The following is a 22,090-nucleotide window of genomic DNA, read 5'->3' on the forward strand; positions in this document are numbered from 1 at the left end:
ACCGCGCCGCGCCGCCAGCGGCATGCCCGGGGCGCCCGGCGCGCCCGGCGGCCCCGGCGCGTCCGGGGGCCCCGGGGGCCCAGGTGGGCGCGGCCCCGGCGGCCCCGGTGGCCCAGGGGGACGAGGTCCGGGAGGGCCGGGGAGGCACGGCGGCGGTCCCGGTGGTCCGGGCGGTCCCGGCGGCGGACGCGGGCGCGGCCCCCGCGAACCGGAGGAGCACGAACGCAGGTGGTACGACCATCTGCGCTCCCGTCCCACCGGCTGGCGCCGGTTCCTGCCCTCGTGGAAGCTGGTGACGGGCGGTGGCCTGCTGGGTCTCCTCGGCCTCACCGCGTTGATCGGCGTCGCGTACGCGCAGACGCCGGTGCCCAAGCAGGGCAACGAGGAGGCCACCAAGACCGCGGCGATCTTCTACTACCGGGACGGCAAGACCGAGATCGGCCGGATCGGTACGAACCGCGAGCTGGTCACCTACGGCAAGGTTCCAGAGCACGTCCGCTTCGCGGTGATCGCGGCGGAGAACCGCACCTTCTACACCGACAGTGGATTCTCGGTGAAGGGCATCAGCCGGGCGGTGTGGAACAACCTCACCGGCGGGCAGACCCAGGGCGGTTCGACCATCACCCAGCAGCTCGCCAAGAACTACTACCTCACCCCCGAGCAGACGATGAGCCGAAAGTTCAAGGAGATGTTCATCTCCTTGAAGCTGGAGGACGAGCTGGGCAGCAAGGACAAGATCCTTGAGCTGTACCTGAACACGATCTACTTCGGCCGCAACTCCTACGGCATCCAGGCGGCGTCCAAGAGCTTCTTCGGCAAGGACGTCAGCAAGCTGAGCCCGGACGAGGGCGCGCTGCTGGGCGCCATCATCCAGCAGCCGGGCCGGTTCGACCCGCGCAGCGAAGACCCGGAGGCCGTCAAGCAGACCCAGGCGCGCTACCTGTACGTGCTGGACGGCATGCGCAAGATGGGCAAGCTGAGCGAGGCGGACTACGCCAAGTACAGCCAGCGGATGCCGCAGACCAAGGAGATCGGCGGTGACGCCACCTTCGGCGGCCAGAACGGCTACATGATCAAGCGGGCGCTGCGGGAGCTGCAGCGCGACCAGGGCATCACCGAGAACGAGGTCATCCGCAACGGCCTGCGCGTCACCACCACCTTCGACCGCAAGAAGATGATCGCGGCCAAGCAGGCCATGGAGCGGTCGGTCCCGGGCGTCGACCCCAGGAAGCTGCTCAAGCAGCACGTGCGGCTGGGCCTGACCTCGGTCAACACCACCAACGGTGAGGTCGAGGCCATCTACGGCGGGCCGGACTACCTCAAGCAGTCGTTCGACAACGTGTGGGCGGGCTCGGCGCAGGCGGGCTCGGCGATGAAGCCGTACGTGCTGGCCACCGCGCTGAAGAACGGCTGGAGCCTGAGGACCACGGTGGAGAACCGCTCCGGCGTGTCCTTCAACGGCAGCGGCCAGGTCGTGCCCACCGGCACGCCCGGCGCGCTCGCTCCCATCCGCAACAGCCACTCCGGTCCGGCGGCGATCGACCTGATGAAGGCCACCCAGGAGTCGAGCAACACCGGGTACGTGCAGCTGGCGCTGAAGGTCGGCGTCCCGAACGTGGCGAAGACCGCCGAGGACGTGGGCGTCGCGTCCGACCTGGTCGAGCCGTACAAGAGCCAGGCCGGTCTGGCGCTGGGCATCAACGACATCCGGCCCATCGAGCAGGCGGCCGGGTACGCGGTGTTCGCCAACGGCGGCACGTACTACCAGCCGCACGTCGTCCGGCAGGTCCGCACCAAGGACAACTCGGGCGAGTACAAGAAGCTGACCTGGAAGAAGCGCGAGGACGTCTTCACCGAGACCGTCACCCGCGACGTCACCTACGCGATGCAGCAGGTCGTCAAGCCGGGCGGTACCGCGACGGCCGCGGCGCTGGCCGACCGTCCGGTGGCCGGCAAGACCGGTACTACGGAGAAGAACGTGGCGACCTGGTTCGTCGGCTACACCGCGAACCCGAAGCTGTCCACGGCCGTGACGATGTTCAACGACAAGAAGAAGACGCTGTACATCCCGGGCCTGGGCGAGATCTCCGGTGGTGTCGTCCCCGCACGGATCTGGCACGCCTACACCGCGGCGGTCGCGCAGGGCACCACGCCCGAGCAGTTCCAGCCGCCGGCGTTCGGCGGCAACCAGCAGGCGTTCGCGAAGGTGCCCAAGCCGAAGGACACCGAGGAGCCCGAGCAGCGCGAGGAGGAGCAGCCCGACTGCGACGACCCGCGGAACCGGCGCAACCCCCGTTGCGTCGAGGAGACGCCGTCGAGCCCGCCGCCGTGCCCACCGGGTCAGGGCAACGGCAACGGCAACAACTGCACCCCCACGACGACGCCGCCGCCGGACAAGGACCAGATCTGCCGGTACTTCCCCAACCGTCCGGAGTGCAAGGACACCGATGAGCCGGAGCAGCCGGGCGATCCGGGTCGTCCGGACCCGCAGCAGCAATCGCAGCCGCTGACGTATTCGAGGTCGAGGCCATAGCGCCATGACCCACCACGAATGGCCCCGCCCCGGGCGACCCCCGGGCCGGGGCCGTTCGTCTTGCCGGGGCTACGATCCGCTCGTCCGCGTCGTCCTCCGGCCGCCGGCCCGGCATGGAGCCACGCGCGTGTCGACGTGCGCAGTACCCTCGGACGACGCAGAGCCGTGCCGTCTTCCGACACCGAGCAGGAGTGAATCGCGCACAATGGCAGCCCCGAACGGCCTTGGGCGCACTGGTCCTCCCACGTGCGACCGCGAGCGGCGACGCGCGTCTTGCGTGCGGGGGGCGTGTTCCAGCGCGGCGGGTGCCCTTGCGTCCTGCCATCTGGGCTCAGCCAGAGGCGGCGTGGAAGCCCAGGGCCATCTCTCTGGTGGAACGGGCCGGCCCGTCGGCGCAGGCCCCTGCATCCCAGGCCGACACCGTATGTACATTCGCGGTAACGGAAGCGTCAAAGTAACTACCTGATGAGGTCTCGTGAGCTACCGAAGCCAGTACGGACCTGAATACGGAGAGGGCCCGGCGCGGCGGTCGGGCTCGTACCCGCCCGGCGGGGCGGAGGCGGCGGGCGGCAGTGCGCCCGACCTGGGTTCCGCCTCAGGGCCGGGGGGCAGACCGGGCGGAAGGGTCTCGGCGCGTGGAGCACCGGGGCGAAGACGACGCGGCGCCCCGCACTCCGGGCGCGGGGCCGCCGCCAGCCCGATGCCCGGCGGGGGGCCACCGTGGGGGCCCGGCGACCCGGGCGGACCGGGCGGCCCCGGAGGGCCGGGCGGCCCCGGACCCGGTAGCGGCGGCAAAGGACGTAGACGCGCCCGCCCCGGCAAGCCCGCCAAGACCGGGTGGCGGCGTTACGTACCGTCCTGGAAGATCCTCGCAGGGCTGACGGCGCTCGTCCTCCTCGCCGGGGTGACGCTGTTCGTGGTCGGCTTCACGATGACGCCGACGCCCACCAAGCCGCAGGACGGCGTGACCGACGAGGGCTCGGCCATCCTCTACGCCGACGGTAAGACCCCGATCGTCCGGCTCGGCGCGCACCGCGAGTCGGTCCCGCTGGACAAGGTGCCCCCGCACGTGCGCAACGCCGTGCTGGCCGCCGAGGACCGCGGCTTCTACGAGGAGAGCCTCGGCGTGTCCCCGAGGGGCCTGGCCCGCGCCGTGTTCAAGACCGCGATCGGCGGCGACACGCAGGGCGGTTCCACGATCACCCAGCAGCTGGCCCGCAACTATTACAAGGGTCTCAGCCAGGACCGCACCATGAGCCGCAAGATCAAGGAGATCTTCGTCTCACTCAAGATCGGTGAGAAGCTCTCCAAGGACAAGATCCTGGAGATGTACCTCAACACGGTCTACTTCGGCCGTCAGGCCAACGGCATCCAGGCCGCGTCCCGGGCCTACTTCCACAAGGACGTCGGCAAGCTGACCGTCGCCGAGGGTGCGTTGCTGGCCGCGATGATCCAGCGGCCCACCTACTTCAAGACCCGGGGCCACGACGAGGCCAACCGGGCGCTGCGCTCCCGCTGGGACTACGTCCTGGACGGCATGGTCGAGATGGGCAAGCTGACGGAGGCCGACCGGCAGCGGCTGAAGTTCCCGGTCACCGAACGCGAGTGGACCGACACCAAGCAGACCAACCAGACCGGGTTCATCAAGGAACGCGTGATGGACGAGCTCCGGCAGATCAAGGGCCTGCCGGACGACGTGGAGAACGCCGGGCTGCGCATCACCACCAGCCTCGACCCCCGCTGGATGTCCTACGCCCGGCAGGCGATGTCCGAGGCCGGGGTGAAGAGCTGGCCGAAGAACATCGGCACCGGGCTGATCGCCGTCGATCCGAAGAACGGCGAGATCAAGGCGTTCTACGGCGGCGATCCCAAACGCAGCCAGGTCGACACCGTCTTCACCCCCGGCGCCCAGGTCGGCTCGTCGTTCAAGCCGTACGTGCTGGCCACCGCGCTCAAGAGCGGGCAGAGCATCAAGTCGACCATCGACGGCCACTCGCCGCAGTGCTTCGACGGCAGCGGCGAGAGCCACCCCGTCTCGTCGAGCTGCTACACCGTCAACAACGACGAGGGCGACCCGCCGATGGGCGTGATCGACCTGGTCACCGCCACCGAGAAGTCGGTCAACACCGCCTACGTCAAGCTCGGCCTCAAGCTCGGCCTCGACCAGGTGGCCGAGACCGCCGAGGAGTTCGGCGTCCCCAAGCGCTACCTCGACCCGCACCGCGGCGCCGGTGGTCTGTCGCTGGGCATCGCCAACATCCCGGCGGTGTACCAGGCGGCGGGGTACGCGGCGTTCGCCAACGGCGGCACCTCCGTCACCCCCCACCTGATCAGCAAGGTGCAGGTGAAGACCGAGAACGGCACGTACCGGTCGATCCCGCTGCCGTGGGGCAAGGACAAGGGCGACCGGGTGCTCACCCAGGACCAGGCCGCCCAGGCCACCTTCGCGATGCGCAAGGTCGTCACCAGCGGTACCGCCACCAGCGCACAGCTCAGCGACGGGCGTCAGGTCGCCGGCAAGACCGGTACCACCGACAAGAACGCGGCGGCGTGGTTCGTGGGGTACATCCCGCAGCTGTCCACGGCCGTGACGATGTTCAACAAGAACGGCCAGAAGCCGATCACCGGCATCCCCGGGTTCCAGGGCAACAGCATCTACGGTGGCACCGTCCCGGCGAAGATCTGGAAGAGCTTCATGGAGAAGGTCATCGCCGGGGAGCACCTGCAGCCGGAGACCTTCCCGCTGCCCACCTACAGCGACACCTCCGCCAAGGCGTGGGACACGCCGCCCCCGCCGAGCCCCAGCCCGACGCCGACCCCCTCGCCGTCGCAGACCTGCCCGCCCGGACAGGAGGAAGGCCCCGACGGAGACTGCAAGCCGGCGTCGCCGTCCCCCTCGCCGAGCGACACGGCCACGCCGCCGAACGGGCAGATCCCCTGCGACCAGTTCGGCATGCCGATCGGCTGCAACCCGAACGTCCCCCCGTCCGACCCGCCGCCGCCGTGGTGGTGCAACTCGCACCAGAACCACCCGAAGTGCGAGTCGACCGAACCGGACCCCGGGACGAACGAGTGACGGCCACGCGGGCCCGGCCCTTCATCCGGCACTTCGCCGAGGGCCGGGCCCGCGTGCCATAGTGTGCGACCATGTCGCCGTCTTCTTCCGCGGATGGGTACGCCGACCCCGAGGTGAGCGCGGGGCCCGCCGCGTCCACCCCGTCCGGCGCGGGCGGCCGCCTGCGCGGCCTGGTGCCCGTGCTGACGGGCGTGACGAGCCTGGTGTGCCTGCTGGGCTGGCTGCAGAAGCAGCCGTGCGCGACCGCGGGGTTCGACTTCGTCAGGACGACGACGCACGGCTGCTACACCGACATCTACCCGCTGTACTTCGTGCGCGGCCTGAACGAGAACAAGATCCCCTACTTCGACTCCTTCGCGGGCGACTCGTTCCGCTACGTCGAGTACCCGGTGCTGAGCGGTGCGTTCATGCAGGTGGTGAACTGGCTCGTCCAGCCGTTCGGCGCCGACGCGCGCGGCATGGCGTTCTACAACGTCACCGTCGTGCTGCTGGCGGTTTTGGCCGTCGTCACCGTGCTGGCCACCGCGTACGCGGCGGGACGGCGGTCGCTGCGCGCGGGCCTGATGGTGGCGCTGTCCCCGTCGCTGCTGCTCACCGCGTACATCAACTGGGACCTGCTGGCCGTCGGCCTGACGGCGCTGGCGGTGGCGGCGTGGTCGCGCCGCCGTCCGGCGCTCGCGGGCGTGCTGCTCGGCCTGGCGATCGCCGCGAAGTTCTACCCGGCGCTGTTCCTGTGGCCGTTCGTCCTGCTGTGCGTGCGGACGGGCCGGTGGCGGGCGATGGGACGCCTGCTGCTGGGCACCGCCGCGAGCTGGCTGGCGGTGAACCTGCCGGTGATGCTGTTCGCCTGGGACGGCTGGCTGACCTTCTACTCCTTCAGCCGCACCCGCGGCATCGACTGGGGTTCCATCTTCTTCATCCTCCAGGACCACGGACTGGAGGGCGTGGCCGAACGCGACCAGCTCAACCTGGTGGGCACCGGCACGTTCGCGTTGCTCGCCCTGGCCATCGGCGTGCTGGCGTTGGCCGCCCCCCGCCGTCCGCGCCTGCCCCAGCTGATGCTGCTCGTCCTCATCGCGTTCATGCTGCCCAACAAGGTGTGGTCGCCCCAGTACGTGCTGTGGCTGCTGCCCCTGGTGGCGCTGGCCCGCCCCCGCCTTCCCGCCTACCTGCTGTGGCAGGCCGGTGAGATCGTCTACTTCTTCGGCATCTGGTGGTACCTGCTGTCGGTGTCCCTCCGCGTGGACGGCGCCGGACTGTCCGGGACGCTCTCGACGCTGCTGGGCTTCGACCTGCCCACCGAAGGCATCGACACCAACGCCTACTACGTCGCCCTGCTCGCCCGCTTCGTCACCGTCCTGCTGCTCGCCGCGCTGGTCGTCCGCGACATCCTGCGGCCGTCCGGCGACGCCGTCCGCGCCGACGGCGACGACGATCCCGCCGGGGGCGTCCTCGACAAGGCCCCCGACACCTTCCGTCTGTCCCGCCGACTCGGCACTCTCCGCACCCTCAAGACGGCGTGAACCGCGTCGTCGACGCGGGTGGTGGTGCGGCCGCACCCGCACCGGGTCGGATGCCGGTGCGGCCGCACCATCCGCGGCTCATCAGTGACCGCCTGATCGGCGGCTCCGGCCTTGCGCCGGGGAAGGCTAGACGCGGGCTTCGAGGGCGGTGATGAACCACTCGAAGAGCGGCGTGAGCGTCGGGATCTCCGGCATGCCGTTGATGACGGCGATGAGCTGCCAGTAGCGCTCGGCGCGGGGCTCGTTGCCGACGCGCATGCGTTCCAGCAGCGTGCGTCGGAACTCCGGGCCGTCGGTCTCGCCGTACGCCGTGGCGTACGCGGCGGCGAGCTCGTCCACCACCGCGTTGGCCTCGGGCGACTCGGGGGCGATCGCGGCGGCCTGGGCGGCCGCCACCCGTTCGAGGGTGAGGTCGGCCAGCTCCGCGGCCTTGTCCGGGACGCGGATCTGGCCGCGCGTGGCCGCCTGGTGCTCCATCATCTGCCGGATCCGCGCCCGGAAGTCCGGGTCCTGGACCAGCTCGGCCAGCTCGACCCACGCCTCGACCTGCGCGGGCGACGGGTCGTCGGGCAATTGGGGGATGCCCGCCCGCATCTTGGCGGCGAACTCGGGGATGACGTCCAGCCCCTCGAAGACCTCGTCGAGGAAGTCGGCGATGATCCGCCGCCGCTCCTCGTCCGAGAGCCTGACCAGTTTGTGCATCAGCTCCAGCTCCTCCTGACTCGAACCACGACCGGCCACCGCCCGCAGTACCGCCCGGCGCAGCCGCAGCGTGCGGATCTGCGCCTCCAGCGCGTCGGCGTGCGCCGCCGCGACCGCGGAGACGGAGATCTCGCGCGCCAGCACCCGCCGGATCGTGGCCAGGTCCACGCCGAGCTCGCGCAGGGTCCTGACCAGGTCCAGGCGGACGACGGCCGCCAGGTCGTACAGCCGGTAACCGGCGTGGGTACGGCCGGACGGCGCCAGCACCCCGCTGTCGGAGTAGAACCTGATCGTCTTGACCGGCAGCCCGGTGCGCCGGGACACCTCGCCGATCGTGTACAGCCTGTCGCCGTCCATGTCCCTCACCCTGGGGCCTCCAGTCAGGGGAGACTCAAGCCGACTTTTCCCGCGGCGGACGACCTCGGCGCGCGTTCCGCCGCGCACGCCCTGTCGTCCTCGCCGATCGCCACGGTATGTGGTGTGGTGCCGCCCCCGAAGACAGTGCGTCCGGCCGGTCAGGACGTGGACGTGGTCACTCGATCACCGGCTCCCGCCCGTCTCGGCCGCGGACTTCTTGAAGACCTCGAACATGGCGAAATAGTTCTCGGCACCGTGCCCCAGGGCGATCGCCTGCTCGGCGAGCTCCTTCATCAACCGCGGCAGGTCGGACTGGACGCCCTGCTCAACGCTGGTGCGGGCGATGTGCTCCAGCGCGTTCAGGTTCATCTCCATGGTCCCGAGGTCACCGGGGTAGACGCCCTCGTCCAGGTTCGGTGCCTGTTCGGCGAGGCTCGCGGGGGCCAGCACCACGGGCATGAACCAGCCGAGCGCGAGTTCGGCGAATTCGACTGCGGGCACGTCCGCCGAGCCGACCAGGGCGGCGCCGTGCAGGAAACCGTTCAGGGTCGCGTACATCATCGCGAGCAGCGCCGTGTTGAACAGCACCGCCAGGCCCGGGTCGGCGCCGAGGTACCGGGGGTCGCCCAGCAGCGCCAAAGTCGCCCGGTTCTGGTCGAAGACGTCCCGCGGGCCACCATAGAGGAAGACCGATTCGGGATGTCCGACCAGTGGCGGCGGCACCATGATCGCGCCATCGAGATAGTCGAGGTCGCGCTCGGCCGCCCAGTCCGCCGCCGCGCGGGCCTGTGCGGGTGTCCCCGAGTTGAGGTTCACCAGCGTGCGGCCCTCGAACGCGCCGCCGGCGGAATCGAGAACCCGGTACATGGTCGTGTAGTCGTTGAGGCACATGATCGTGACGGGGCTCGCGGCCACGGCCTCGGCGACGGTGGTCGTCCGGTTCGCCCCCTTGGCGACCAGAGCGTCGGCCTTGCCGGGGGTACGGTTCCAGACCGTCAGGGACCGGCCGTTGCCCAGAAATGCCTCTGCCAGCGCCGACCCCATCGGGCCCAGACCGATGACGGTGACGTCGGTGCCGTTCTGTCCGGATGAATGCTGATCTTTCATGCCGGATACGTTGGACCCTCACACCGGCGTGAGAGTCAACTCGAAGTGGTGGTCGTCACATGCGGATCGGAGAGCTGTCCCGGCTCACGGGCGTCAGCGTGCGCTCGTTGCGGTACTACGAGGAACAGGGCCTGCTCCGGCCGCGGCGGCGGCCCAGCGGCTACCGCGAGTACCGAGCGGAGGACGCCGCCACGGTGCGCGGCATCCGCCTCATGCTCGCCGCCGGGCTCAGCACCGCGACGATCGGCGAGCTGCTGCCCTGCATGACCGATGACGGCGAGGCGCTGACTCCGTCCTGCTCCGGAATGCTTCCCGACCTGCACCGCGAACGGGAACGGCTGAGCGACGCCGCGGCCGACCTGCTGGCCGCACGCGACCGGCTGGACACCCTCATCGAGGCCACCGCACGGCTCGATCCCGCCGACCCGGCGCAGTGCGACGCGCTGGTCCCGTCGTCCGCTCTTCCTCCGCGCACCGGACGACTTGCCTGACCGCGGATCGGTGGCGGCGGATCCGGGTTCCCGACCGTCTTGACGCCGCCACGCTCGCCCTTGCGGTGCGGGCCCGGCCGGCCACGTCCGGACGCCCCGGATCACGGCGCCTCAGGGCCCGTGGGAACGCGGACGCGAAAAGGAACGGCTTTCGGCGCGTGTGCTGCGAATGGTGGCGGGAACGGTGGGAGCCATGTCCAGCTCGTCCCCTCCGCTGACGACACCGCCCGGTCCGGGTGACGCCGTGGCCCCTGCCCGCGTGGCGCCTGCCCGTGGACGCGGACGCCCTGATCACCCGTCGTCAGCCGTGGAGACCCGGGTGGTGCCGATTCCGCCACCGGACGCCGGCGGCCTCGCGAGCCGGAATGACGACATTGCCGGGAGATGACGTTTCGTGGATGCGAACCAAGCACTGAACGAGTTGCTCATCGGACGGTTGAAGCCGGGCGTCTACCAGTGGCGGATACCGCCGACGCCCAGCGCCGTCGGCGACACCGGCTGGACGGAACGCGCCCGGGCGGCGGGCTGGCGCGCCTACCACCTCGACGGGCGCCGCGCCCGCGACAAGGACGCCTTCCTGCGCCTGTGCGCCGAGGTCTTCGCGTTCCCGGCGACGTTCGGCGGCGACTGGGACGCGATGGAGGAGTGTCTCACCGACCTGTCGTGGGCCCCCGCGCGCAACGGCTACCTGGTGCTGTACGAGTCGTGGGCGGAGCTCGCCGAGACCGACCAGCGGTCGTTCCGCACCGTCCTGGACATCTTCGCCAAGGCCGTGGAGATGTGGCGGGAGACCCCCACCCCCATGACCGTGCTGCTGTCGAACGTCGGAGTGGAGGTGGCGGGCGTCCCTCGCCTCGCCTGACGACCGCTACGACCTGACGATCACGACGCGACGATCGGCGCCCCGACGACGCGACGACGCCCCGACGGCCCCGGTGGTGATCCCTCCGCCCGGGGCCGTCGGGGCGCCGCCGTCTACCGCGTCAGTAGGTCGACGTGCCGCTCTCGCTGATGCTCCACAGCGCGAAGCCGTAGAACCCGAAGATGACCACCCAGTAGATGATCCACAGGGCCGTGACGATGTAGCCGAGGACGAGTCCGGCGGTGGCCTGGCCGTGCCCCTCCTGGCCGGTGCGCTTGATCTGGCTCTGCGCGATGTGGCCGCAGATGATCGCCGGGATGGAGGTCAGCCCGCAGAACACGAAGCCGACGAGCCCCAGAACCAGCGACGCGGTGGCCAGACCGTTGGTGCCCACCACCGCGGGCTGGGCGGACGGGTAGTAGTGGTGCTGCACCGCGGGCTGCTGCTGGTAGGGCTGGGCGTACGGGTCCGGCTGCCCGTAGGAGCCGTATGGATCCGACGGTCCGTAAGGGGGGTGTGCCATGGGGGTCCCGATCGGTCTGGGCGTGCTCGCCACGGGGCTGGTTCCGCTGGGGAGGAGAGCTTCGCCGGGTTGTTCGTGATTGGTGACGGTGTTCAGTAGGACGCCGTTGATCGCTTACAGGTTCACTACGGTGCCGGAACCGGGCCCGGGGGCGGGCCGGAACCGGGTCAGGTCGTCAGGTTGGCGCGCAGCCAGGAGATGTCCTGCGCCTGGCCCGCCATGGGCGTCTCCACGACCACCGGCGCGCCGGCGGCCCGCACCACCGAGAGGATCAGCTCCGGGTCGATCGTGCCGCTGCCCAGGTTGGCGTGCCGGTCGGCGCCCGAGCCGAACGCGTCCCGGCTGTCGTTGCAGTGCACCAGGTCGATCCGTCCGGTGATGGACTTGATCCGGTCGACGGCGTCGATCAGCTCCTCGCCGGCGGCGTGCGCGTGGCAGGTGTCCAGGCAGAACCCGACCTTGGAGTCGAGGTCGGCGACCCCCGACAGCACCTCCCACAGCCGGGCGATCCGGTCGAACCTGCGTGCCATGGCGTTGTCGCCGCCCGCGGTGTTCTCGATGTAGATCGGAATCGGGCAGTCGAGCCGTTCGAAGACCTTGCGCCAGTTCTCGAAGCCGGTCTCGGGGTCGTCCTGCTTCAGCACGTGCCCGCCGTGCACGATCAGTGCCTTGGCGCCGATCGAGGCGGCCGCCTCCAGCTGCTGGGACAGCACCTTGCGGCTGGGGATGCGGATCCGGTTGTTGGACGTCGCCACGTTGATGATGTACGGGGCGTGCACGTACACGTCCACCTCGGAGCCGCGCAGCGCCTCCACGCCCTCCGGCAGGACGGGCTTCTTCCAGCCCTGCGGGTCGCCGAGGAAGAACTGGACGACCTCCGCCCCGATCGAACGGGCGGTGTCGAGCGCGTTGCTCTGGTCGACGTGGGCTCCGATGCGCATGCCCCGAGCCTATCCGCGACCTCCGACATCGGCTTCCCGAGCCACCCCGCCCGGCCACATCGGACACACCCGCCACTCCCGCAAGCCAGGTGCGCGCCCGGCACCGGACTGTCAGGAGACCGGGGCTCACATGGAGCTGACGGCCTTCTCGACCGTGGGGTGGAACGCGAAGACGCGGTCGAGGCCGACGATGCCGAACACGCGCCGCAGGTCGGGATTGAGGCCGGCCAGCGCGAGGGGAGCGTCGGCCTTCTTGGCGCGGTGATAGGCGGTGACGAGCACGGTGATGCCCGTGGAGTCGCAGTAGGTCAGGTCGGTGAGGTCGATGACCACGCCGGCCTTGGTGAACTCGGTCTCTTCCAGGGCCTCCCGCAACTGGCCGCCCGTGTGGTAGTCCAGCTCACCGGCGACGGTGAGCACGGTGGGGCCGGCGGAGTGGGCGTGGGTGTCGATGCTCAGGACGTGGTCGGTCACCGGTTCTCCTGTACGGGGACGGCGGTGGGGCGGGTCGGCACGGACAGGGCCAGCAGGGCGGTGTCATCGCTGACTCCTGCGCCCAGGTCGTTGAGGAGCTTGTCGATCTCGGCGAGGAGACCGTCGGCGCCGCGCGGCGCCGTGGCGGCCAGGTGCGCGACGACTCCCTCCTCGCCGAGCATCGCGCCGGTGGCGGTGCGGGCCTCGGTGAGTCCGTCGGTATAGAGCAGGAGCGTGTCGCCGGGAGTCAGACGGGTGGCGGCGGGGGTGAAGCTGGGGTCGGGCAGCAGGCCGATGAGCTGCCCGCCGGGGGTGGGCACCGGCTCGACGTCGCCGTTCGCGCGCACGACCAGGGCCGGAGGGTGCCCGCCGCTGGCGAGGGTGACGCCGAACGCGCCGCCCGGCTCGGGGTGCAGTATCCCGAAGATGGCGGTGCAGTGCCGGGGGTCGCTGCCCTGGTACTCGCCCTTGAGGACCGCGTCCAGGTTGGTCAGGGCGGTGCACGGATCGGGATCGTAGATGGCGGCCGCGCGCAGGGTGTAGCGGGTCAGCGAGGTCAACGCCGCGGCCTCCGCGCCCTTGCCGCACACGTCGCCGAGGAAGAACGCCCAGCGCCCGTCGTCCAGCGGGAACAGGTCGTAGAAGTCGCCGCCGACCTGGTCGATGGACGCGGTGTGGTAGGCGGCGGCGGCTTCCAGGCCGGGGACCGTCGGCAGGGCCGGAGGCAGCAGCGTGCGCTGCAGGGTGCGGGCCAGCGTCTCCGCGCGGGTGCGCAGCTCGCGCTCGGTGGCCACGGTGCGGATCGCGGCCAGGCGCACCTCCAGCTGGTCCATCACCACCGACGCCAGGTCCTCCAGGGTGGCAAGCTGGTCGTCGGTGACGTCCCGGGGACGGGTGTCCAGGACGTTGACCGTGCCGAGCGGGTACCCGTCGCGCGTGGTGATGGGCGCGGCCGCGTAGAAGCGGATGCCGAGCTCGCCGTGGACCAGCGGGTTGCCCGCGGTGCGCGGGTCGGTCAGCGCGTCCCGCACGACGTACGGCACGTCCTGGAGGATCGCGGAGGCGCACAGGCCCGGGACACGGTCGATCTGGGAGACGCCCTCGGGCAGCCCCTGGGCGGCCTTGAACCAGATCCGGTCGCCGTCCACGATCGTCACGGTGGCGATCGGGGTGCCGAAGACCCGGGCCGCCAGGGCGACGATCCGGTCGAACGCCACGTCCGGCGGGGTGTCCAGGATCTGGTAGCGGCGGACCGCGGCCAGCCGCCGCCGCTCGTCGGCAGGGAAGGGCACCGTCTCCTGGGCGAGCGCGCCGTCCATCGCCGTCGCCATTCCCTTCTCTGCTCCGTTGATCGGCGCCCGCTGGGCGGGGGGCAACTGACCTATCCTACGGATCGCGTCAGCGGCCCACGCGGGGCAGGGCAGGGCCGGCGGACGCGCGCGCTTGGGCCGACCATGACCGACACCGATACGTACGGTGACCACGGCGATAGGGTGACCGCGGACGAAAGGGAGTCGAGTGGCGCCTTCGGGAGACGCTGAGCGAGAGTCGCCGGCACGGACCGAGGCCGACGTGTTCGCCACCGGCGGTGAGGCCGGCCGGGATCTGGCCATGGTGGACTGGGCGGCGACTCCGCTGGGACCGCCGGACGGCTGGCCGCAGAGTCTGCAGACGGCGGTGAGCATCCTGCTGTCGTCCCGGTTCCCGATGTGGATGGCGTGGGGCCCGGAGCTGACGTTCTTCTGCAACGCCGCGTACCGGCGGGACACGCTGGGCCGCAAGTACCCGTGGGCGCTGGGCCGCCAGGCCCGCGAGGTGTGGGCGGAGATCTGGGACGACATCGGCCCCCGGATCGACACCGTCCTGACCAGCGGTGAGGCGACCTGGGACGAGGCGCTGCTGCTGTTCCTCGAACGGTCCGGATACCCGGAGGAGACCTACCACACCTTCTCCTACAGCCCCCTGCGGGACGACTCCGGCGCGGTGGTCGGCATGCTGTGCGTCGTCCGCGAGGACACCGAACGGGTCATCGGCGCGCGGCGCATGGCGACGCTGCGCGACCTCGGCTCCGATCCCAGCGTGGTCCGCACCGAGCAGGAGGTGCTGACCTTCGCCGACCGCCAGCTCGGCCGCAACCGGCGAGACCTGCCGTTCACGTTGACGTACCTGTTCGACGACGAGGGCGGGGCGCGGCTGGCGGGGGCGAGCGGCATCCCGTCCGGGCACCCGGCCGCCCCCGCGACGCTGCGGGCCGACGACCCCGACGCGGTCTGGCCCGCGTCGACGCTGCTCCAGGGCGAGTCGGCGCTCGTGCCGTTGGACGGCGGCCCGTTCGCCGGGCTGCCCACCGGAGACTGGACGGAGCCGCCCACATACGCGCTGGTGGTTCCGCTGCGGCAGCAGGGCGGCACCCCCTACGGCTTCCTGGTCGCGGCGCTGAACCGGTACCGGCCGCTGGACGACGGCTACCGCGGTTTCGTGGAACTGGCCGCCGGCCATGTCGCGGCGGGGATCGCCAGCGCCCGCAGCTACCAGGCCCAGCAGCGGCGGGCCGAGGAACTGGCCGAACTCGACCGGGCCAAGACCACGTTCTTCTCCAACATCAGCCACGAGTTCCGCACCCCGCTCACCCTGATCATGGGGCCGGTGGAGGAGCTGCGCGGCAGGCTGGCCGGCGCCGACCCGCACGTGCGCGAGGAACTGGAGGCCATCCGCCGCAACGGGCTGCGGCTCGGCAAGCTCGTCAACACCCTCCTGGACTTCTCCCGCATCGAGGCCGGCCGGATGCGGGCCGCCTACGAGCCGGTCGACCTGGCCGCCGCCACCGCCGAGCTGGCCAGCGTCTTCCGGTCCGCGATCGAGAAGGCCGGGCTGGCCTTCGACGTGGACTGCCCCCCGCTGCCCGAGCCGGTGTACCTCGACCGCGGTATGTGGGAGAAGGTCGTCCTGAACCTGCTCAGCAACGCGCTCAAGTTCACCTTCGAAGGGTCCGTGCGGGTGTCCGCGCGCGCCGAGGGCGACCACGCGGTGGTCACCGTGGCCGACACCGGCGTCGGCGTCCCCGAACACGAGATGCCCCGGCTGTTCGAACGGTTCCACCGCATCCAGAACGCCCGCTCGCGCTCCAACGAGGGCAGCGGCATCGGCCTGGCCCTGGTCAAGGAGCTCGTCGGCCTGCACGGCGGCACCATCACCGCCGCCTCCACCGAGAACCAGGGCACCACCTTCACCGTTCGGCTGCCGTTCGGGCACGCCCACCTGCCGCCCGACGCCCTGGTGGACGCCGAGAGCACGGCCACCGTCACGGCCACCGCCGACCCGTTCATCCAGGAGGCGCTGCGCTGGCTCCCCTCGCCCGGCACGGACGCGCACGAGCAGGGCTCCGGACCCGGCCACGACGACGTCACGTCCGGCACCGACACCGAACCGGCTGCGGGAGCGGTCCGCGGCCTCCCCGCGCGGGTGCTCATCGCCGACGACAACGCCGACATGCGCGAGTACCTCACTCGCCTGCTGCGCGGCGCCGGGCACCAGGTCAGCGCGGTCACCGACGGCCAGGCCGCGCTGGAGGCGGCGCGCGCCCAGGCCCCCGACCTGATCGTCAGCGACGTCATGATGCCCCGCCTGGACGGGCTGCAGCTGGTGGCCGCCCTGCGCGCCGACGCCCGCACCGCCGGCACCCCCGTCCTGCTGCTGTCGGCACGCGCCGGGCAGGAGGCGTCCATCGAGGGCCTGGCGGCGGGCGCCGACGACTACCTGGTCAAACCGTTCTCCGCCGCCGAACTGCTGGCCCGGGTGCAGGCCAACGTGGAGCTGGCCCGGCTGCGCACCCACCACGCCCGCTGGCGCACCGCCCTGGTCGACTCGCTGCAGGAGGCGTTCTTCGTCTGCGACGAGCACGGCGCGGTCATCGAGATCAACGCCGCGTTCACCCGGATTCTCGGCTACGGCACCGAGGGCCTGCCCTACGGCCCCCTGCACCCGTGGTGGCCCGCCGCCGACACCGACGCCGAGGCCCACCGGCAGGTGGCCGACGCCTTCGCCGGCCTCGTGCAGCGGGAGCGCGGCACCTTCACCGTCCCCGTCACCCACCGCGACGGGCACCGCCTGTGGATCGCGGTCGCCTTCAACCAGGTCGAGGACCCCCACACCGGCCGCCGCGTGATCGTCGGCACGTTCCGCGACGTCACCGCGGAGCACTACACCGTCCAGCGCGAAAGCGCCCTGGCGGCACTGAGCATGCGGCTGTCCCAGGCCGACGACCTCACCGACGCCCTCCGCGGCGCCCTGGAGGAACTCAAGGGGGTGTGGCAGGCGACGTCCGTGGTCGCCGCCACCTTCGACGGCGGCGAACAACCGCAGCTGACCGCCACCGACCCCGGACTGCGCTGGGACGACCTGCCCGCCGACCGGCGCGAGACCCTCACCGGCCTGCGCACCCGCCCGCTGCTCACCCCGGTCGTCAACGGCTCCGGCGGCGCGGGCATCGCCCTGGAACACCCCCGCGGGCTGCTCACAGTGTGGATCGACCTGGGGGAGAAGCGTCCCTTCACCGACCAGGACCAGACCCTGCTGGCGCTGTTGGCCGGCCACCTCGGCCAGGGGCTGCACCGCGTCCACCAGATCGACCAGCAGCGCGAGACCGCCCTCGCCCTGCAGCGCGCCATCCTCGGCCCCTCACGCCTGCCCCGCGGGTTCGCCGTCCGCTACGAGCCCGCCGCCCGCCCCCTGGAGGTCGGCGGCGACTGGTACGACACCGTCCCGCTGCCCGACGGGCGCATCGGCATCGTCGTCGGCGACTGCGTCGGCCGCGGCCTGGGAGCGGCCACCGTCATGGGGCAGCTGCGCAGCGCCTGCCGCGCGCTGCTGATGCGGGACCCCCGTCCCGACCAGGCTCTCGTCGCGCTGGACCACTTCGCCGCCACCATCCCCGGCGCGATGGGCAGCACCATCTTCTGCGGCGTCCTCGACCCCGACACGGGCCGGCTCACCTACTCCAGCGCCGGCCACCCGCCCGGCATAATCGTCCACCCCGACCGCACCATCCACCTCCTCGACCAGGGACGCGCGGCCCCCCTGGCCGTCCGCCCCGGCACGCCGCGCCCGTCCGCCGAGCACACCCTGCCCGCCCGCGCCACCCTCCTGATCTACACCGACGGCCTCGTCGAACGCCGCCGCCGGCCGCTGACCGAGGGCATCGGCCAGGCCGGTGAAGCCGTCCAGGAGGGCCGCGACACCGGCATCGACGAGCTGGCCAGCCACGTCATGACCCGTCTGGCCCCCGCCGACGGCTACGACGACGACGTCGCCCTGCTGCTGTACCGGCATCCCGCCCCGCTGGACATGACCTTCCCCGCGGAGGCCACCCAGCTCGCCCCCGTCCGCAAGGCGGTGCGCGGCTGGCTCGGCCAGTGCGACCTGCCGCCCCAGACGATCCAGAACGTGCTCGTCGCCCTCGGCGAGGCCTGCGCCAACGCCATCGAACACGGCCACCGCCACGCCGGCGGCGACCTCGTCCGCCTACGCGCCGAAGCCCTCGTCGACCACCTGCGCGTGACGGTCGCCGACACCGGCCGCTGGAAGCCTCCGCAACCCAAGGCCGACAACCACCGGGGCCGCGGCCTGACCCTGATGCGCGCCCTGATGCAGCACGTGACCATCACCCCCGGCCCCGACGGCACGACCGTCACCATGGACACCAGGATCGCTTGATGACCACGCCACTGACCCTCACGCCGGACCGCCGAGCGGACGGCACGGTCGTCCTCACCGCCGCCGGCGAGATCGACATGAGCAACACCGACGCCTTCACCAGCGCCGTCGAAGCCGCCCTGGAGGAGGCCGCCGCAACCGTCGTCATCGACCTCTCCCGCGTCGAGTACCTCGACAGCGCCGGCCTGAGCGTCCTGCTCGCCCACATCGACCGCATCGAACTCGTCGCCAGCCCCCTCCTGGCCCCCGTCCTGACCATCTGCGGAATCACCGACCTGACCACCGTCCACGGCCTGGACCCGGCCGACCCCTCCACCCCCTGACCCGGCACGGTCTGCCGGACGGGGTGCCGCGTGGGCAGAGGCATCGGGGGGCGCGAGCCACGACGGGCTGGGGCATAGAAGCAAGGCGGGCTGGGGTGCGCGGCTACGGCAGGCGGCTGGGACGTGCAGCTACGGCGGTTGGCTGGGACGCGCGGCTACGGCGGGCGGCGCCGGACGCTTGAGGGGACAGGGGCGAAGCCCGGTCGCGTCCGGCGCCGGGGTGCCTTGAGGCCGCACGTCCGTTCGGAGCCGGACGCGCGGGAGCGGGGACGGGTGTGTTCCGAAAATGGTGGTTTCGAGCGGCGGCTGCGCGGGCCGGCGCCCTCGCACGGCGGGCGGCTCAGAGACTGAAGCCGCCGTGGCGCAGTGCGAAGGCGGCGCCCACGAACGAGGCGATCATCCCGATGACGTTGAGCCAACGCTCGCCCGTGGTCGCAGAGATCATCTGCGAGAACAGGGCCAGCGGCAGGCCGATCACGCCCGCCAGCGCCCCGAAGAAGTGGGTCGCCGGGATGAATCCCAGCACCAGGGCGATCAGGCCGATCGTGATGGCGGCAACGGCCAGCGAGTTCTCCAGCGGGTGCCGTTCTCCGTCGGTGTTGAGCGTGAGCAACGGGCGCTTTCTTTCGGTCGCCTCGTCGGGCATCGGTCCACCCCCTCCGGGTGCGGTCGTGAAACTCGTCGGGTCGGGGTTCACCCGCGCGCCGGCCACGGGCGGCCGCGGATCGGCGTCGCGGGGTGCGACGGCGCGGTAAAGGGATTCCCCAGAGTCTGATAGATCAACCAGAGCCGAGGGTGCGGAAACTGTCGGCGGGGACCGGTAGTGTCGAACATGGATTCGAGGCCGCGTGGACACCCAGGAGGTGCCGAAGATGAGGGAGAGCGAACTCGCGGTCATCGGCGACGCGGAGCTCGTCGAGGAGCTGTCGCTGCTGACCACCCAGACCGCCCGCATGCGCGCCCGGATGGCCGACATCATGGCCGAGCTGGAACGCCGCCGATGTGCCCGGTCGGCCACCGCCACCGCGACCCGTCGCTGACGCCGCGTCCCGTGATCGCGACGCGGCGGCGTCGTGGCCGCCGGCCGAAGCGAAACCCGGCCCTGGCGACGCTGCCGGGCCCGGTGTCGTCGGCGAGCAGGCCGCCGTGGCCACGCCCCGCCGCGTCGACGATCGGCACGGTACGTACCTCCAGAAGCACCAAGGCACCCCGATGCGACCGCTCGCTCAGCCTCCGCACCACAGGGCGGCCGGGCTCTCCCTGCTGGCGGAAGAAGCCGGTCGAATCGCGGCAGAGCAGGCAGAGCGCCCTGGCGGCGGCCCCGAGAAAGGGTTCGGAGGGTGCCTGAGCTTGGTAGCCTGTACCGGTCTCACGGATGGCGCCCCCCGATCATCGGTTCGGTTGGCCGCCGTGGGAGACGCAAGAGCCCTCCTGTCACGGAGAGACCGTGACCGCATCAGTCCAGAGGAGGTAGGGACACAAGCATGCGTCGTTACGAAGTCATGACCATCCTCGACCCTGCGATCGACGAGCGCAACGCGGCCGCGTCGCTGGACCCGTTCCTGAAGGTCGTCAAGGATGGCGGCGGCAGCGTGGAGAAGCTTGACGTCTGGGGTCGTCGGCGCCTGGCCTACGACATCCAGAAGAAGTCCGAAGGCATCTACGCGGTGATCGACCTGACGGCCGAGCCTGCCACGGTCAAGGAGCTCGACCGGCAGCTCAACCTGAGCGAGTCGGTGCTGCGTACGAAGGTCATCCGCCCCGAGGTCCACTGAGCGGGGCCCGGTACCGCACACCAGCCACACCAGCCGGAGCGAGCCCATGGCAGGCGACACCCAAATCACCCTTGTCGGCAACCTCGTCGAGGATCCGAATCTTCGCTTCACCCCCAGCGGGCAGGCGGTCGCGTCGTTCCGCGTCGCGTCCACGCCGCGGTTCTTCGACCGCCAGTCGGGGGAGTGGAAGGACGGCGAGGCCCTCTTCCTCACCTGCAACGTCTGGCGGCAGGCGGCCGAGAACGTGGCCGAGAGCCTGCAGCGCGGCATGCGGGTGATCGTGCAGGGCCGGCTCAAGCAGCGCTCGTACGAGACCCAGCAGGGTGAGAAGCGCACCGTGTACGAGATCGAGGTCGACGAGGTCGGCCCGTCCCTGCGCAACGCGACCGCGAAGGTCAACAAGACCCAGCGCCAGGGCGGCGGCGGCTTCGGCGGCCCCGGCGGTGGCGGTGGCGGTTTCGGCGGTGGCGGCGGCCAGGCCGGCGGCCCCGGCGGCGCCCCGATGGACGACCCCTGGGCCACCACCGGCGGTGGCGGTGGCGGCGGCGGGTTCTCCGACGACCCGCCGTTCTGACCCGCGCTCGGACACGCCTCGGCTGCGACCCGCCACGACCGACCCCGGTCGTGGCGGCCGTCGCACCCGGCCGAACCCGTCGGCCGCACGGCGAGCGGCTCCACCCGGCTTGGCCGGTGGGGGCCTCGCGCCGCGTCGGCCGGCGCCCAACGAAACACACGTCCATTCCCGCGTGAGCGGGGCTCTCGTTAAAGGAGCACCACGATGGCGAAGCCACCTCCGCGCAAGCCCAAGAAGAAGGTTTGCGTGTTCTGTCAGGAGAAGATCTCCTACGTCGACTACAAGGACACGGTCCTGCTGCGGAAGTTCATCTCCGACCGCGGCAAGATCCGTGCCCGTCGCGTGACCGGTAACTGCACCCAGCACCAGCGGGACGTCGCCACGGCGATCAAGAACGCCCGCGAGATGGCGCTGCTGCCGTACACCAGCACCGCGCGCTGAGTGGGGAGGGACCAGCGAACATGAAGCTCATCCTGACCCAGCAGGTCTCCGGGCTCGGCGAGCCGGGGGACGTCATCGAGGTCCGTGACGGCTACGGCCGCAACTACCTCGTGCCGCGCGGGTTCGCGATCAAGTGGACCCGCGGCGCGGAGAAGCAGATCGAGTCCATCAAGAAGGCGCGTTCGGCCCGCGAGATCGCGACCATCGAGCACGCCCAGGAGATCGCCGGCCGGTTGCAGGCCCTGAAGGTGACGCTGCGCACCCGCAGCGGCAGCAACGGGCGCCTGTTCGGCGCGGTGACCGCCGCCGACATCGTCGAGGCGGTCAAGGCCGCCGACGGGCCCGACCTGGACAAGCGCCGCATCGAGATCGCCAACCCGATCAAGACGCTCGGCGCCCACCGGGTCAGCGTCCGGCTGCACGCCGACGTCAACGCGACGATCGACGTCAACGTCGTCGCGGCCTGACCCGACCGCGAGAACACCACTGACGCGATGCGCCACGCCGCCTAGGGGCCACCAGCGGCCGACAGCCCCACCAAGCGACGTGGCGCATCGCGCCGGACCCTCCCCGTCCGGCTCCGCTTTCCAACCTTTCGCGCCTTCCCCCAAGCGGACGCACCCCCAGTCCCAGCGAGGGCCGTGCCCACCAACACCAACGCCGCCCCCCAAGTGAC

At 71.3% G+C, this 22,090-nt stretch carries 19 protein-coding genes; 12 read left to right on the forward strand and 7 right to left on the reverse strand.

Annotated features, from left to right (window positions below):
- From ABD811_RS39790 to ABD811_RS39800, 3 genes are all read left to right on the forward strand, one after another.
- Window positions 1-2,533, forward strand: a 2,533-nt coding sequence (locus tag ABD811_RS39790; RefSeq protein WP_344958196.1) for a transglycosylase domain-containing protein, incomplete at its 5' end; no start/stop codon positions are given.
- 904 nt (window positions 2,534-3,437) lie between these two features.
- Complete coding sequence (locus ABD811_RS39795; RefSeq protein WP_344958197.1) at window positions 3,438-5,609, forward strand: transglycosylase domain-containing protein; 2,172 nt, start codon at window positions 3,438-3,440, stop codon at window positions 5,607-5,609.
- A 71-nt stretch (window positions 5,610-5,680) separates the two neighbouring features.
- The gene (locus tag ABD811_RS39800; protein ID WP_344958199.1) at window positions 5,681-7,132 is read left to right on the forward strand and encodes a glycosyltransferase family 87 protein; all 1,452 of its coding nucleotides are present in this window, start codon (window positions 5,681-5,683) and stop codon (window positions 7,130-7,132) included.
- A gap of 126 nt (window positions 7,133-7,258) precedes the next feature.
- Here ABD811_RS39800 and ABD811_RS39805 read toward each other — a convergent pair whose 3' ends face one another.
- Both ABD811_RS39805 and ABD811_RS39810 read right to left on the reverse strand, forming a co-directional pair.
- Window positions 7,259-8,191 (reverse strand): MerR family transcriptional regulator, encoded by a 933-nt coding sequence (locus tag ABD811_RS39805; protein ID WP_344958200.1) that lies wholly within the window; start codon window positions 8,189-8,191, stop codon window positions 7,259-7,261.
- Window positions 8,192-8,374: 183 nt separating this feature from the next.
- Window positions 8,375-9,298 (reverse strand): NAD(P)-dependent oxidoreductase, encoded by a 924-nt coding sequence (locus ABD811_RS39810; protein ID WP_344958201.1) that lies wholly within the window; start codon window positions 9,296-9,298, stop codon window positions 8,375-8,377.
- Between the two features lie 59 nt (window positions 9,299-9,357).
- On the opposite strand from ABD811_RS39810, the gene ABD811_RS39815 reads away from it, so the two are divergent.
- Together ABD811_RS39815 and ABD811_RS39820 are read left to right on the forward strand one after the other, a co-directional pair.
- Window positions 9,358-9,789, forward strand: coding sequence for a MerR family transcriptional regulator (locus ABD811_RS39815; RefSeq protein ID WP_344958203.1), 432 nt, complete (start codon window positions 9,358-9,360; stop codon window positions 9,787-9,789).
- Between the two features lie 394 nt (window positions 9,790-10,183).
- The gene (locus tag ABD811_RS39820) at window positions 10,184-10,651 is read left to right on the forward strand and encodes a barstar family protein (RefSeq protein ID WP_344958205.1); all 468 of its coding nucleotides are present in this window, start codon (window positions 10,184-10,186) and stop codon (window positions 10,649-10,651) included.
- A gap of 121 nt (window positions 10,652-10,772) precedes the next feature.
- On the opposite strand, the gene ABD811_RS39825 is transcribed toward ABD811_RS39820, so the two are convergent.
- From ABD811_RS39825 to ABD811_RS39840, 4 genes are all read right to left on the reverse strand, one after another.
- Window positions 10,773-11,174, reverse strand: coding sequence for a DUF4190 domain-containing protein (locus ABD811_RS39825; RefSeq protein ID WP_344958206.1), 402 nt, complete (start codon window positions 11,172-11,174; stop codon window positions 10,773-10,775).
- A 167-nt stretch (window positions 11,175-11,341) separates the two neighbouring features.
- Window positions 11,342-12,115 carry a deoxyribonuclease IV gene (locus ABD811_RS39830; protein WP_344958208.1) on the reverse strand — a complete coding sequence of 258 codons (774 nt, stop codon included), beginning with the start codon at window positions 12,113-12,115 and terminating at the stop codon, window positions 11,342-11,344.
- A gap of 126 nt (window positions 12,116-12,241) precedes the next feature.
- A complete protein-coding gene (locus ABD811_RS39835; RefSeq protein ID WP_344958210.1) occupies window positions 12,242-12,589 on the reverse strand; it encodes an STAS domain-containing protein in 348 nt (115 codons plus the stop codon).
- Complete coding sequence (locus tag ABD811_RS39840) at window positions 12,586-13,965, reverse strand: PP2C family protein-serine/threonine phosphatase (RefSeq protein WP_344958212.1); 1,380 nt, start codon at window positions 13,963-13,965, stop codon at window positions 12,586-12,588. Before ABD811_RS39840 ends, ABD811_RS39835 begins: the two co-directional genes overlap by 4 nt.
- Before the next feature lie 196 nt (window positions 13,966-14,161).
- On the opposite strand from ABD811_RS39840, the gene ABD811_RS39845 reads away from it, so the two are divergent.
- Together ABD811_RS39845 and ABD811_RS39850 are read left to right on the forward strand one after the other, a co-directional pair.
- Complete coding sequence (locus tag ABD811_RS39845) at window positions 14,162-18,301, forward strand: SpoIIE family protein phosphatase (RefSeq protein ID WP_344958214.1); 4,140 nt, start codon at window positions 14,162-14,164, stop codon at window positions 18,299-18,301.
- Window positions 18,301-18,624: an STAS domain-containing protein gene (locus ABD811_RS39850; protein WP_344958216.1), complete on the forward strand. Its 324-nt coding sequence runs from the start codon at window positions 18,301-18,303 to the stop codon at window positions 18,622-18,624. The genes ABD811_RS39845 and ABD811_RS39850 overlap by 1 nt, the downstream gene beginning before the upstream one ends.
- A 340-nt stretch (window positions 18,625-18,964) precedes the next feature.
- Here ABD811_RS39850 and ABD811_RS39855 read toward each other — a convergent pair whose 3' ends face one another.
- Entirely contained in the window at window positions 18,965-19,270 is a 306-nt protein-coding gene (locus tag ABD811_RS39855) for a hypothetical protein (RefSeq protein ID WP_344958219.1), read from the reverse strand.
- Window positions 19,271-19,496: 226 nt separating this feature from the next.
- On the opposite strand from ABD811_RS39855, the gene ABD811_RS39860 reads away from it, so the two are divergent.
- From ABD811_RS39860 to rplI, 5 genes are all read left to right on the forward strand, one after another.
- Window positions 19,497-19,664: a hypothetical protein gene (locus ABD811_RS39860; protein WP_344958221.1), complete on the forward strand. Its 168-nt coding sequence runs from the start codon at window positions 19,497-19,499 to the stop codon at window positions 19,662-19,664.
- 444 nt (window positions 19,665-20,108) lie between these two features.
- Entirely contained in the window at window positions 20,109-20,399 is a 291-nt protein-coding gene (gene rpsF / locus ABD811_RS39865; RefSeq protein WP_285496791.1) for a 30S ribosomal protein S6, read from the forward strand.
- 46 nt (window positions 20,400-20,445) lie between these two features.
- Window positions 20,446-20,973: a single-stranded DNA-binding protein gene (locus ABD811_RS39870; RefSeq protein ID WP_344958223.1), complete on the forward strand. Its 528-nt coding sequence runs from the start codon at window positions 20,446-20,448 to the stop codon at window positions 20,971-20,973.
- 204 nt (window positions 20,974-21,177) lie between these two features.
- On the forward strand, window positions 21,178-21,414 hold the full coding sequence (gene rpsR, locus ABD811_RS39875) for a 30S ribosomal protein S18 (protein WP_026403973.1): 237 nt from the start codon (window positions 21,178-21,180) through the stop codon (window positions 21,412-21,414).
- 20 nt (window positions 21,415-21,434) lie between these two features.
- Window positions 21,435-21,881 (forward strand): 50S ribosomal protein L9, encoded by a 447-nt coding sequence (gene rplI / locus ABD811_RS39880; RefSeq protein ID WP_344958228.1) that lies wholly within the window; start codon window positions 21,435-21,437, stop codon window positions 21,879-21,881.
- Window positions 21,882-22,090 lie beyond the last annotated feature (209 nt).

This window comes from Actinomadura miaoliensis (assembly GCF_039536785.1).
Classification (GTDB): domain Bacteria; phylum Actinomycetota; class Actinomycetes; order Streptosporangiales; family Streptosporangiaceae; genus Spirillospora; species Spirillospora miaoliensis.